Source organism: Stenotrophomonas thermophila (assembly GCF_001499715.1).
Lineage (GTDB): Bacteria > Pseudomonadota > Gammaproteobacteria > Xanthomonadales > Xanthomonadaceae > Stenotrophomonas > Stenotrophomonas hibiscicola.
The window spans coordinates 39,363-52,808 of record NZ_CVIW01000064.1 but is presented as its reverse complement, the minus strand read 5'-3'; the positions used below and the strand labels follow the sequence as shown (position 1 = coordinate 52,808).

9 protein-coding genes and 1 riboswitch are annotated in these 13,446 nt (G+C 66.1%); of the genes, 3 read left to right on the top strand and 6 right to left on the bottom strand.

Features of this window, described 5'->3' with window-relative positions; genetic code table 11:
- Positions 1-2 precede the first annotated feature (2 nt).
- From BN1263_RS19495 to ilvC, 5 genes are all read right to left on the bottom strand, one after another.
- Positions 3-1,589 (bottom strand): 2-isopropylmalate synthase, encoded by a 1,587-nt coding sequence (locus BN1263_RS19495; RefSeq protein ID WP_021202141.1) that lies wholly within the window; start codon positions 1,587-1,589, stop codon positions 3-5.
- Positions 1,586-2,677: a threonine dehydratase gene (locus BN1263_RS19490; RefSeq protein WP_058983532.1), complete on the bottom strand. Its 1,092-nt coding sequence runs from the start codon at positions 2,675-2,677 to the stop codon at positions 1,586-1,588. The genes BN1263_RS19495 and BN1263_RS19490 overlap by 4 nt, the downstream gene beginning before the upstream one ends.
- A 96-nt stretch (positions 2,678-2,773) precedes the next feature.
- Positions 2,774-3,025, bottom strand: coding sequence for an ACT domain-containing protein (locus BN1263_RS19485; RefSeq protein WP_058983529.1), 252 nt, complete (start codon positions 3,023-3,025; stop codon positions 2,774-2,776).
- Entirely contained in the window at positions 3,009-4,745 is a 1,737-nt protein-coding gene (ilvG, locus tag BN1263_RS19480; RefSeq protein ID WP_058983527.1) for an acetolactate synthase 2 catalytic subunit, read from the bottom strand. The genes BN1263_RS19485 and ilvG overlap by 17 nt, the downstream gene beginning before the upstream one ends.
- Positions 4,746-4,784: 39 nt before the next feature.
- The gene (gene ilvC, locus BN1263_RS19475; protein ID WP_021202138.1) at positions 4,785-5,759 is read right to left on the bottom strand and encodes a ketol-acid reductoisomerase; all 975 of its coding nucleotides are present in this window, start codon (positions 5,757-5,759) and stop codon (positions 4,785-4,787) included.
- Positions 5,760-6,418: 659 nt separating this feature from the next.
- On the opposite strand from ilvC, the gene ggt reads away from it, so the two are divergent.
- Positions 6,419-8,137: a gamma-glutamyltransferase gene (gene ggt, locus BN1263_RS19470; protein WP_058983634.1), complete on the top strand. Its 1,719-nt coding sequence runs from the start codon at positions 6,419-6,421 to the stop codon at positions 8,135-8,137.
- A gap of 613 nt (positions 8,138-8,750) precedes the next feature.
- Here the strand turns inward: ggt and BN1263_RS19465 are convergent.
- Complete coding sequence (locus BN1263_RS19465; RefSeq protein ID WP_005410943.1) at positions 8,751-10,328, bottom strand: BCCT family transporter; 1,578 nt, start codon at positions 10,326-10,328, stop codon at positions 8,751-8,753.
- 220 nt (positions 10,329-10,548) lie between these two features.
- Positions 10,549-10,649, top strand: a riboswitch (TPP riboswitch).
- 82 nt (positions 10,650-10,731) lie between these two features.
- Between BN1263_RS19465 and thiC the strand changes: the two genes are divergently transcribed.
- Positions 10,732-12,576, top strand: a complete 1,845-nt coding sequence (thiC, locus tag BN1263_RS19460) for a phosphomethylpyrimidine synthase ThiC (RefSeq protein WP_058983525.1) — start codon at positions 10,732-10,734, stop codon at positions 12,574-12,576.
- Between the two features lie 93 nt (positions 12,577-12,669).
- Positions 12,670-13,341, top strand: coding sequence for an ion channel (locus BN1263_RS19455; protein ID WP_019662036.1), 672 nt, complete (start codon positions 12,670-12,672; stop codon positions 13,339-13,341).
- Positions 13,342-13,446 lie beyond the last annotated feature (105 nt).

Sequence of the window (13,446 nt, the reverse complement as noted above, 5' to 3'; positions counted from 1 at the left end):
CCTCAGGCGGTGGCGGGGGTGGGAACGTCGGTGCTGCTGTGGGCGGCGGCCTGGCGCTGGCGCAGCAGGCGATTGGCAACATCCAGCCAGGCCAGCGCGGAGGCTTCGATGATGTCCTTGCTGGTGCCGGTGCCGTCGTACTCCACGCCCTCGTGGCGCACGCTCAGGTTGGCTTCGCCACGCGCATCCGCGCCGATGCCGACGCTGTGCACGTGGTAGCTGTCCAGCATCAGCTGCACGCCGGTGGCGGCCGACAGCGCGCCGAACAGCGCATCGACCGGGCCGTCGCCCTGTGCGGTTTCGGCCACGCGGTTGCCGTCCGGGTCGGACAGTTCGACCAGCGCGTTGGCGCGGCTGCCCACATCGCTGATGGTCATCGAGGCCAAGCGGTAGCCCTGTGCATTGGAGCCGCCCTGCATCAACGTCTGCAGGTCGGCATCGGTGACCACGCGCTGCTGCTCGCACAGGCCCTTGAACTGCTCGAATACCAGCTTCAGTTCGTCTTCGTCCAGCCAGAAACCCAGCGCGCGCAGGCGCGCTTCGACGGCGGCGCGACCGCTGTGGCGGCCCAGCACCATCTGCGAATCCTCCCAGCCCACGTCTTCCGGACGCATGATTTCGTAGGTGCCGCGATGGCGCAGCATGCCGTGCTGGTGGATGCCCGATTCGTGGGCAAAGGCATTGGCACCGACGATGGCCTTGTTGCGCTGTACCGGCATGCCGACCAGGCGCTGCAGCAGCTGCGAGGTGCCGACGATGCGCGGGGTGTTGATCGAACTGTCCTGCTCGTAGAAGGCCTGGCGCACCTTCAGCACCATCGCGATTTCTTCCAGCGAACAGTTGCCTGCACGTTCACCGATGCCATTGATGGTGCACTCGACCTGGCGTGCGCCGCCTTCGATGGCAGCCAGCGAGTTGGCCACGGCCAGGCCCAGGTCATTGTGGCAGTGCGCGCTGAAGATCACATTGGCGGCGTTCGGAACGTCGGCGACGCCGGCGATGACCTGCTGGAACATCGCGCGGATTTCTTCCGGCGTGGTGAAGCCGACGGTGTCGGGCAGGTTGATGGTGGTGGCGCCGGCGGCAATGGCCACGCGCGAGACTTCGATCAGGTAGTCCAGCTCGGTGCGGGTGGCATCCTCGGCCGAGAATTCGACATCGTCGATGTACGAGCGTGCCAGCGATACATGCTTGCGTACCGATTCCAGCACCTGCTCGCGGGTCATGCGCAGCTTGTGCTCGCGGTGCAGCGGGCTGGTGGACAGGAACACGTGCAGGCGCGGGTTGGCCGCAGCTTCCAGGGCACGCGCCGAGGTTTCGATATCGGCCTGCAGGCAGCGCGACAGCACCGCCAGGCTCAGGCTCGGGCGGCGCAGTTCGCGGCCGATCAGGGCCATCGCTTCGCGGTCGGACTGCGAGCTGGCCGGAAAGCCGGTCTCGATGATGTCCACGCCCAGTTCGTCCAGCGCACGCGCCATCACCAGCTTCTGCGGCGGGCTCATGCTGCAGCCGGGGGACTGCTCGCCGTCACGCAGGGTGGTGTCGAAGATGCGGATGCGCGGGGTGGTAATTCGTTCGATGGTGGTCACAGGGAAATCTCCTCGACAGCGGGTGCGACGGCTTGCAGGGGGGAAGGGGAAGAGGCGGGGGAGGCGAGGGCGCTGGCCTTGCTGGGCGAGCGCGGTGTTTCGCTGCGCCGTCGCCGAGGCTTGCGCGGCGGGCGCGGACGGATGTCGGTGAGCAGGCCAGCCAGGACACCGGCATCGATGTTGCCGCCGGATACCACCGCGCACTTGCGGCGGCCGGCCACGCGGCGGCCGGCGGCCAGCGCCAGCGCGCCGGCGCCCTCGGCGATGATGTGTTCTTCCAGTGCCAGCCGGACCAGGGTTTCGCGCAGCTCGGCCTCGCGCACGATCACCACGTCATCCAGCAGCGAGGTGCACAGGCGGCGGGTGAGGAAGCCGGGAATCTTGACCCGCACGCCGTCGGCCAGCGAGGCGACGGGGGCGATCTCGCGCACGTCGCCGCGGATCGCGCGTGCCATCGAATCAACGCCTTCCACCTGCGCGCCGACCACGCGCACGCCCTGCGATTTCAGCGCCAGTGCAACGCCGGAAGCCAGCCCGCCGCCACCGATCGGCACGATCACCACGTCCGGCGCGTGCGCGGCCAGCTCGATGCCGACGGTGCCCTGGCCGGCGATCACGTCGGCGTCGTCGAACGCGGACAGGAAGCGGTAACCGTGGCGTTGCGCCAGTTCGACGGCGAAGGCGTAGGCCTCGTCGTAGCTGGTGCCATGCTGGCGCACGGTGGCGCCCCAGTGGGCGACGCCGGCGATCTTGGTGGCCGGTGCGCCATGCGGCATCACGGTGATGGCCGGCACGTCCAGGCGGTAGGCGGCCCATGCCACGCCCTGGGCGTGGTTGCCGGCCGAGGCGCAGATCACCGGCCGGGTGTCACCGCGCTCGCGGCCGGCCAGCAGCGCGTTCAACGCGCCGCGTACCTTGTAGGACCCGGTGCGCTGCAGGTTCTCCAGCTTCAGCCAGGTGCCGAAGCGCTCGGCATGGTGCAGCGGGGTAGGCGGCAGGAAGCGCCGCAGCCGGGCCTGCGCCGCCAGTACATCGGCGACGCTTACGTCGTCGACATCGCTTTCCTGGCTGGCATCAGCGGCCGGCATGGGCCACCAGCGCGGTGCGGGCGACCGCCGCATGCGGGCACGGGCGGCGAAGAAGACGCCTCCGTACCGGCACCGTGGTCGCTACGGTACGGGTGTTCATGGCGATACTCCTTCCACGGCGGTGACCTGCACGGACACGCAGTCGTAGATCTTCTCGATCTGCCGGCGCAGCGTTTCCGCCGGGCGCTGGCCATCGACGACCAGCTGCAGGTGCCAGCGGCCATCGTCGGCGGCCACCGGCGCACCGCTGATCGCACGCGGCGCGAAGCCGCGGCGTTCGGCCATGCCGATCACGCGCAACAGCGCGCCTTCGGCCGGGTGCAGCACCAGGTCAAGCCGGTATTGCATTGGGGGTCTCCTGGCGGGCATGGGCGGGGTTGCTTTCCAGCATCGTGCTGTTGGCAGTGTTCGGCGGCACCAACGGCCATACGTTGGCGCGTGCATCGATGGCCACGTGCAACAGTGCCGGGCCCGGTTCGGCCAGCAGCGCGGCCAGGCCGCCTTCCACGTCGTCGCGGTTGTCGATGCGGGTGGCGGCGATGCCGAACACCTGCGCCAGTGCCACGAAGTCCGGGTTGTCGGACAGGTCGATCTCGCTGTAACGCTCGGCGAAGAACAGCTCCTGCCACTGCCGCACCATGCCCAGCGAACTGTTGTCGAGCAGCACGATCTTCACCGGCAGGCGGCAGCGGGCGATGGTCGCCAGCTCCTGCACGTTCATCATGAAGCTGCCATCGCCGGACACCAGCACCACGGTGCGGTCGGGGCAGGCGAACTGCGCGCCCATCGCCGCCGGCAGGCCGAAGCCCATGGTGCCCAGCGCGCCACTGGTCAGGTGGTTGCGCGGGTGGTTGAAGCGGCAGTGCTGGGCCACCCACATCTGGTGCTGGCCAACGTCGCAGGCGATCACCGCATCGGCCGGGGCCAGCTCGCTCAGGCGCTTCAGCAGCGCCGGCGCGTAGATGTGTTGCCCCGGGGCATCGTAGCGGGCAGCGAAGCGATCGCGGTGCTGCGCACAGCGCTTGCGCCACGCCTCCTGGTGGGCCTTGGGGGAGGGGAAGGCCGCTCGCAGGGCGCGGATGGCGTGACCGACGTTGCCAGGCACGGCGACATCGGCGCTGCGCAGCTTGGAGATCTCGTAGGCGTCCGCATCGATGTGGACCACACGGGCGAACGGGGCGAACTCGGCCAGCTTGCCGGTGGCACGGTCATCGAAACGCGCCCCCAGCACCAGCAGCAGGTCGCTTTCCTGCACCGCCATGTTGGCCGCGCGGGTGCCGTGCATGCCCAGCATGCCCAGCGACTGCGGATGGCTGGCCGGCAGTGCACCCAGGCCGCGCAGGGTCATCACGGTGGGGATGGCACTGGCCTCGACGAAGTCGCGCAGGTCCTGCACGGCATCGCCCAGCGCGATGCCGCCACCGGCGTAGACCACCGGCTTCTCGGCTGCGGCCAGCGCGGCGATGGCCTCGGCGATGGCGGCCTCGGCCGGCGCCGGCGGCGGTTCGACGCTGCTGGGCACATGCGCCGGCAGATGGCTGGCATCGGCCAACTGCACATCCTTGGGCAGGTCGATCAGCACCGGGCCGGGGCGACCCTCACGGGCAATGCGGAACGCATCGGCGACCACGCGCGGCAGGTCATCGACGCTGCGCACCAGCCAGCTGTGCTTGACGATCGGCATCGTCAGGCCGAACACATCCAGTTCCTGGAAGGCGTCGGTGCCCAGCAGCGGCGTGCCGACCTGGCCGGTGATGCAGACCATCGGTACCGAATCGAGCATCGCATCGGCAATGCCGGTGACCAGGTTCGAGGCGCCCGGGCCGGATGTGGCCACGCAGACGCCGACCTGGTTGCTGGCGCGGGCGAAGCCGTTGGCGGCCAGCGCCGCACCCTGCTCATGGCGTACCAGGATGTGCTTCAGCGACGAATCCACCAGCGCGTCGTAGAACGGCATGATGGTGCCACCTGGATAGCCGAACAGCGTGCGGACGCCTTCGGCCTCCAGCGCCTGGGTCAGCCAGCGCGCGCCGTTGGGCGGCGCGCTGCGATGTGTCGAAGAGTTCATGGGGGAACCTTGCAAAGCGGGTGGGGGAGGGCCGCGCGTTTACGCGGCCTGTCCTTGCAACCAGACCATCTTGGCGCGCAGTTCCTTGCCCACCTTCTCGATCGGGTGCTCCAGGTCGGCCTGCTTGAACCTGTTGTAGTTCGGCAGGCCCGCTTCGTACTCGGCCACCCAGTTCTTGGTGAAGGTGCCGTCCTGGATGTCCTTCAGTACTTCCTTCATGCGTTCCTTGGTGCCGGCATCGATCACACGCGGGCCGCTGACGTAATCGCCGTACTGCGCGGTCTCGGAGATGAACTCCAGCATGCGCGAGATGCCACCTTCGTAGAACAGGTCCACGATCAGCTTCAGTTCGTGCAGCACTTCGTAATAGGCGATTTCCGGCTGGTAACCGGCTTCCACCAGGGTCTCGAAGCCCGCCTGCACCAGCGCCGAAGCGCCACCGCACAGCACCGCCTGCTCGCCGAACAGATCAGTTTCGGTCTCTTCCTTGAAGGTGGTCTGGATCAGGTTGGCGCGGGCGCCACCCAGGCCGGCTGCATAGGCGAGTGCGTACTCGGCGGCCTTGCCGCTTTTGTCCTGGTAGACCGCCCAGATGCACGGCACGCCGCGGCCGATTTCATATTCACGTCGGACCAGCGCGCCCGGGCCCTTCGGTGCGACCAGCACCACGTCGAGGTCGTCGCGCGGCTTGATCATGTCGAAATGAACGTTCAGGCCGTGCGCGAACAACAGCACCGCACCCTGCTTCATGTTCGGTGCCAGCACGTCGTCGTACAGCTTCTTCTGCACCATGTCCGGGGTCAGCACGGCAACCAGGTCCGCATCCTTCACCGCATCCGCCGGTGCTTTCACGGTGAAGCCATCGGCCTGCGCCTTGACCTCGGTCGGGCCACCCGGACGCAGGCCTACCACCACGTCGAAGCCGGATTCGCGCAGGTTCAGTGCGTGGGCGCGGCCCTGGCTGCCGTAGCCGATGACGGCGATCTTGGTCTGGGGCAGGTCGTTGGTGCTCATGGGGGAGGTTCCTTGCGGTGGGAAGAAAAAAGAACGGCCGGTCGTCGAGGTGACGTACCGGCCGGTCAGGGGAAATCGGTGGAGGAGGCGCTACGCATCGCACAGGCACAGCCACCACGAGGCGTGGTGGTGGTCTGGGGCCGGGCTTTGCACTGAGCGTTGGTCATGGTGGTTGCGTCTGAAACCAGGTCCTGAAATGAAAAAACCCGCACCGGGGCGGGTGCGGGTTTTGATGAGTTCCGGTGTGTTTGTTGCTTACACGCTGGCTCGTCCCGCACCTGTTGGCTGGGTAATAAGTACGAGCACAAGAATCGAACGCAGCGAGGCGGCGCCGGTGTCGGCGGCTTCAATGTGGGTTCGCAGTGGCGTGTTGTGATGCAACATGTGATCGAGAGAAACACAGCCGTTTTGGCGGTGTCAACCCTCGCGACGGTTTTTTTATCGGTTTCCAGTGAATCCAGCGCAATCGCTTGCGGCACAAGGATGGTTGCTGCTGAAAGTGTTTCGATGAACCCGAATTCACTCCTTTCTGGGCGGTTTTTGCGCGGAATCCGTTGGATTCTTCCACCCCAGGATCAACGTCCATGACGTCTGTCCGATACCGCGTGAAGGCCGCAGCGGCGAAGATCGGGGAACCACCCGTCCATCGGAACCCGACCGTGTCCCGACGCCTTGCCCGTCCCCTGATCGCCGCCGCCGTGCTGGCTGCCGTGCCCGCGCTGTCCTTTGCCGCCGACCGCATTACCGGCCACACCTTCGCCACCCGTTCGGAGGTGATCGCCCCTCATGCGATGGCCGCCACCTCGCAGCCGCTGGCCACCCAGATCGCGCTGGACGTGATGAAGGGCGGTGGCTCGGCGGTGGATGCCGCCATCGCGGCCAACGCAGCGCTGGGCCTGATGGAGCCCACCGGCAACGGCATCGGCGGCGACCTGTTCGCCATCGTCTGGGACCCGAAGACGCAGAAGCTCTACGGCTACAACGGCTCGGGGCGCTCGCCGAAATCGCTCACCCTGGCCGAGTTCCAGCGCCGTGGCCTGAAGGACATCCCGGCCACCGGTCCACTGCCGGTGTCGGTGCCGGGTGCAGTCGACGGCTGGTTCGCGCTGCACGACCGCTTCGGTCGCAAGCCGATGGCCGACAACCTGGCGCCGGCCATCCGCTACGCCCGCGAGGGTCACCCGGTGGCCGAGGTGATCGCCTACTACTGGGACCGCTCGGTGCCCAAGTTGTCGCAGTACCCGGGCTTCAACGAGCAGTTCACGATCAACGGCCACGCCCCGCGCAAGGGCGAGATGTGGAAGAACCCGAATCTGGCCAGCACGCTGCAGAAGATCGCCGATGGCGGACGCGACGCCTTCTACAAGGGTGACATCGCCCGCACCATCGGCGACTATTTCAAGGCCAACGGTGGCTACCTGAGCTATCAGGACATGGCTGACCATCATGGCGAATGGGTCGAACCGGTCAGCAGCAACTACCGTGGCTACGACGTGTGGGAACTGCCGCCGAACAGCCAGGGCATTGCCGCGCTGCAGATCCTCAACGTGCTGGAAGGCTACGACTTCTCGAAGATCCCGTTTGGTTCACCGGAGCATGTGCACCTGTTCGTTGAAGCGAAGAAGCTGGCCTTCGCCGACCGTGCACGCTTCTACGCCGACATGGCGTTCCAGCCGGCACCGGTGCAGAAGCTGATTTCCAAGGAATACGCCGCGCAGCGCCGCGCGCTGATCTCGATGGAAAAGGCGTTGAAGGAAGTGCAGCCGGGCACGCCGAAGCAGCTGGAGGAGGGCGACACGATCTACATGACCGTGGCCGACGCCGACGGCATGATGGTCTCGCTGATCCAGTCCAACTACCGTGGCATGGGCAGCGGCATGGCACCGCCCGGTCTGGGTTTCATCCTGCAGGACCGCGGCGAGATGTTCGTGCTGCAGAAGAACCATCCCAACGGCTACGCGCCGGGCAAGCGGCCTTTCCAGACGATCATCCCGGCGTTCATCACCAAGGGCGGCAAGCCGTATGCCAGCTTCGGCGTGATGGGCGGCGCGATGCAGCCGCAGGGCCACGCGCAGATCGTGATGAACCTGGTGGACTTCGGCATGAACCTGCAGGAAGCCGGTGATGCACCGCGCATCCAGCATGAAGGCTCAACCGAACCGACGGGTCAGGCCACGGCGATGACCGATGGCGGCGAAGTGAATCTGGAAACCGGCTTCCCGTACGAGACGGTGCGCGCGTTGATGCGCAAGGGGCATCGCATCGTGTTCGCCGATGGCCCGTATGGCGGGTACCAGGCGATCATGCGTGATCCCGAGACCGGGGTTTACTACGGTGCTTCGGAGAGCCGCAAGGATGGGCAGGCGGCGGGGTATTGAGGTTTTCCGGCCACCGGGCTGAGCCCCCTCGGCGGTGGTGAGGGTTTCAGTGATGCTTGGTTTGGCCGGGCGGGTGGATTGTCTGGGGGCCGCTGCAAGTACGTCCATGTAGGCTCGGTCGCCGCTTGCTCGTGTGCGCAGTCCTGCGTACACGGCAAGACCGGGGTTGGGCGTCCTGCCCAACCCGCCCGAGGCATGCCTCGGGCCCATGCGGCTCACGCCCCCAGCCAACCCACCCGCCCGGCCACGGACAGTTTCCTGTGGCCGCCACCGCAGGAAGAGAAAGAAGAAGATCAAGAGCAAAGGCAACAGCAACAGCAACAGCAACAGCCGCGCGCTGCGGGTCCGACCCCTTCTTGTTTTCCGACACACCTGATCCACGCATGGCGTGGATCTACTGCCGTCACCGGGAAATTGTCGGAGGCGGGGAGGGGGCAGATGGCGGGACCGTCCACGGCATGGATGCCGTGGACGAGCCTACAAGGACGTACTTGCGGCGTGTCCCGCCATCTGCCCCCTCCCCGCCAAACCAGCAGAAATCCGGAGCCGCTTTTGAAGTTGCTGTTGCCGTTGCTTGAGAAAAGCGGTACAGCCGCAAGCTGCAAAACCTCCCTCAATCCTGATCGTGCGCGCGCGCCGCCTCCGCCTGGGTTTCCTCCTGCGCCGCCATCTCGCGTGCAATCCACGCGTCGATCATGTGCCGCTGGCGCTGCGCCTGCCGCCGCTCGCGCGTGTACTCCTGGTCCAGCACCCGGTACAGCGACACCATCACCAGCACCATCAGCAGCGCGAATGGCAATGCCGCGATCGTGATCATGCCCTGCAGCGCGTCCAGGCCTCCGGCCAGCAGCAACGCCGCTGCGATCAGTGCCACCGCAATGCCCCAGGCCAGCTTGCGCTTCAACGGTGGGTCGCCAGCCTCGTCGGTGGACATGCTGGCCAGCACCAGGACCGCCGAATCGGCCGAGGTCACGAAGAAGATCATCAGCAGCACCAGCGCGATGCACGACAGCAACAACGGTAGCGGCATGCTGTCGAACAGCGTGAACAACACCGTCTCGTAGCCATTGCCAAGCGCCTGCACCAGATCGGCATGGCCGAAGATCTGTGCCCACAACGCAGTGCCGCCGAACACCGCGAACCAGAAGAAGCCCAGCAGCGTCGGTGCGAGCACGACGCCGATCACGAACTCGCGCACGCTGCGGCCGCGCGAGATGCGCGCGATGAACGATCCCACGAACGGTGCCCACGAGATCCACCAGGCCCAGTAGAAGATCGTCCAGTCCGCCACCCAGGTGCTGCCGGAGAACGGTGACATGCGCAGGCTCATCGTCACCAGCTGGTTGAGGTAGGAGCCCAGCGTGGTGGTGAACGTATCGAAGATGAAGCCGGTCGGCCCCAGCACCAGCAGGATGGCCGCCAGCAGGGCAGCCAACGCCAGGTTGAAGTTGGACAGCCACTTCACACCTCGCTCCACGCCACTGGCGGTGGAGGCCATGTACAGCACGAAGGCGACGGCAATGATGGTCATCTGCACGGCGACGGTAGCCTGCACGCTGAAGACGCGTTCGATACCGGCAGCAATCTGGATGGTGCCGAAGCCGAGCGTGGTGGCGACACCGATCGCGGTGGCAACTACGGCGGCGATGTTGACCACCCGACCGATCCAGCCGCGATGGTGGCGGCCGATGATCGGCTGCAGCATGTCGCTGACCAGGCCGCGTCCGTTGCGGTTGAACTGGAACCAGGCCATCGCCAGGCCGATCAGTGCGTAGATCGCCCACGGGTGCAGGCCCCAGTGGAAGAACGCATAGCGCATCGATGCGCGCGCCGCATCCAGGCTTTGCGGCGCCAGGCCTTCCGGCGGCTTGCTGAAATGCGAGATGGGCTCGGCCGCACCCCAGAACACCAGGCCGATGCCCATGCCGGCGGCGAACAGCATCGACATCCAGCTGGCACGCGAGAACTCGGGTTCGGCGTCCTCGCCGCCGATGCGCAGATTGCCGAAGCGGCCGAACGCCAGGTACATCAGGAACACCAGCGCCAGGAACACCACCAGCAGGTACAGCCAGCCGACACTGCGGATGACTTCCGCCAGCATCGACTGGACCACGGTGTTGAAGGGGCCGGGGGCGATACCGGCGAGCAGCACCAGCAGCAGAACCAGTGCGATGGAAACGCGAAACACCATGAAGGAGCTTCTCCGATCAAGGGGGATTGAGGGGAGCGAGCAGAGCTTGCGGCGAAGGGCCGGCGGCATGCAGCACGGACCGGGCAGGGGCCGCGAAGGCGGCGGGGAACGCATCGATCTCAGCAACGCGATGGCGTGCACGTTACTGAACGCGACGTCATGGTTCCGTTAACGAATGGCGATCTGGTCCCGGAGGCGGGCGGTCTATGCTCTAATGCGCACCAAGAAGCGGGGGTACCGGGCCATGTGGCCAAGGTTGAGACAGTCCCTTGGAACCTGATCCGGCTCATACCGGCGTAGGGAAGCTTTGCAATGCAGCCGTGCCCGGACTCCGCCCAAGGACCGTCCGTGCGCGGGTGCCGTGCGCCGCCGCTTCGTCCCTGACCTTCCTGGACGATGCCCGATGAACGCACAGCTCTCCGCCCTGCAGCAACAGGCCCAGCAACTCTCCGGATCCGTGACCCGGCCCATTCCCGGCTCGCGCAAGATCCACGTGCCCGGTTCACGCCCGGATCTGCAGGTGCCGATGCGCGAGATCGCGCTGACCCGTACGCCGACGCTGTTCGGCGGCGAAGAGAATGCGCCGGTGACCGTTTACGACACGTCGGGCCCGTACACCGACCCGGAGGTGCGCATCGATCTGTCCGCCGGTTTGCCGGCACTGCGTCGCGGCTGGGTGGAAGAGCGCGGTGATACCGAGCAGCTTGAAGCACTGAGTTCTTCGTTCGGCCGCGATCGCGAGCATGACCCGAAGCTTGACGCGGTGCGTTTCCCCGCGCGCAGCCTGCCACGCCGTGCACGTGCCGGTGCCAACGTCACCCAGATGCATTACGCGCGCCGCGGCATCATCACGCCGGAAATGGAGTTCGTCGCCATCCGCGAGAACCAGCGGCTCGACGCGGTCCGCGATGCCGGCCTGCTGCAGCAGCACCCGGGCGAGTCGTTCGGTGCTTCAATCCAGAAGGTGATCACACCCGAATTCGTGCGCGACGAGATCGCACGCGGCCGCGCGGTGCTGCCCAACAACATCAACCATCCGGAAAGCGAGCCGATGATCATCGGCCGCAATTTCCTGACCAAGATCAACGCCAACATCGGCAACAGCGCGGTGTCTTCCGGCATCGCCGAGGAAGTGGAGAAGCTGGTGTGGGCGATCCGCTGGGGCGGTGACACGGTGATGGACCTGTCCACCGGCAAGCACATCCACGAAACCCGCGAGTGGATCATCCGCAATTCGCCGGTGGCGATCGGTACCGTGCCGATCTACCAGGCGCTGGAGAAGGTTGACGGCCGTGCCGAGGCGCTTACCTGGGAGATCTTCCGCGACACGCTGATCGAGCAGGCCGAGCAGGGCGTGGACTACTTCACCATCCACGCAGGCGTCCTGTTGCGCTACGTGCCGCTCACTGCCAGGCGTGTTACCGGCATCGTCAGCCGCGGTGGCTCGATCATGGCCAAGTGGTGCCTGGCGCACCACAAGGAGAATTTTCTCTACACGCACTTCGAAGACATCTGCGAGATCATGAAGGCGTACGACGTGACCTTCTCGCTGGGTGACGGCCTGCGCCCGGGCTGCATCGCCGATGCCAACGACGCCGCGCAGTACGGTGAGCTGGAAACACTGGGCGAGCTGACGAAGATCGCCTGGAAACACGATGTGCAGACCATGATCGAAGGCCCCGGCCACGTGCCGATGCAGCTGATCAAGGAAAACATGGACAAGCAGCTGCGCGAGTGTGGCGAAGCACCGTTCTATACGCTGGGCCCGCTGACCACTGACATCGCGCCGGGCTACGACCACATCACCAGCGCGGTCGGTGCGGCGATGATCGGCTGGTTCGGCACGGCGATGCTCTGCTACGTGACGCCGAAGGAGCACCTTGGCCTGCCCAACCGCCAGGATGTGCGCGACGGCATCATGGCCTATCGCATTGCCGCGCACGCAGCCGACCTGGCCAAGGGGCATCCGGGCGCGCAGGTGCGCGACAACGCGCTGAGCAAGGCGCGTTTCGAGTTCCGCTGGGAAGACCAGTTCCACCTCGGCCTGGATCCGGAGAAGGCCAAGGAGTTCCATGACGAGACGCTGCCGAAGGATGCGCACAAGCTGGCCCACTTCTGCTCGATGTGCGGCCCGCACTTCTGTTCGATGAAGATCACCCAGGATGTGCGTGACTACGCCGAAGCCGGCATGAAGGAGAAGTCGGCGGAGTTCCGCGCGGCCGGTGCCGAGGTCTATCGCCAGGGGTGATGCGGAAGCGGGGGTGCCGGCCAGCGGCCGGCACTACCGCTCATCACGCCGCTCCCGGCTATCCTCCGCCCATCTCCCTGGGGAAAGGACGCCATGCCTGTTGCCATCACCACCCGTTGGCTGGCCATTGCCCGCCGTCATCCTTCGGCCTGGCTGTTGGGCGCCCAGCTGATCGCGGTGCTGCTGTACCCCGCGCTGGATGACACCGCTGCGGGCCGCGCGGCGCTGGGCATGTTCGGCATGGCGGTACTGGGCCTGGCGTTGTGGGTGGTGCAACGCAGCCCGCTGGGCACCTGGCTGGCACTGCTGCTGGCCATTCCCTCGGTGGTGTTCTCGCTGGCCGGTGCACTGCTGGACCGCACTGCGCTGCTGACCACCGCGCAACTGCTGGAGAGCCTGCTGTACTTCTATACGGCCGGTGCGCTCATTGCCTACATGCTCCAGGACCATAAAGTCACCCGCGATGAACTGTTCGCCGCAGGCGCCACATTCACGCTGCTGGCCTGGGCCTTCGCATTTGCTTTTGCCGTGTGCCAACAATGGTATCCGGGCAGTTTCCAGGGCTCCGGCGGCGGTGCACAGCGCACCTGGATGGAACTGCTTTATCTGAGCTTCAGTTTGCTCTCGGGTGTTGGCTTGAGCGACGTAGTACCCCTGCATCCGCAGGCGCGTGCCCTGGTCATGCTGGAGCAGTTTTCAGGCGTGATGTACGTGGCTTTGGTGGTTTCGCGACTGGTCGGATTGACCATGCTGCGGCGCGTGTGAAAATGAACGCCAGATAAAAATTTCGCGCCCCGCAGGGCGCGAATGGTGCAGCAAATTATGTGAATGCGTCGGCGAGAGAGAGCCTGGATGTCGACCACGCGATAG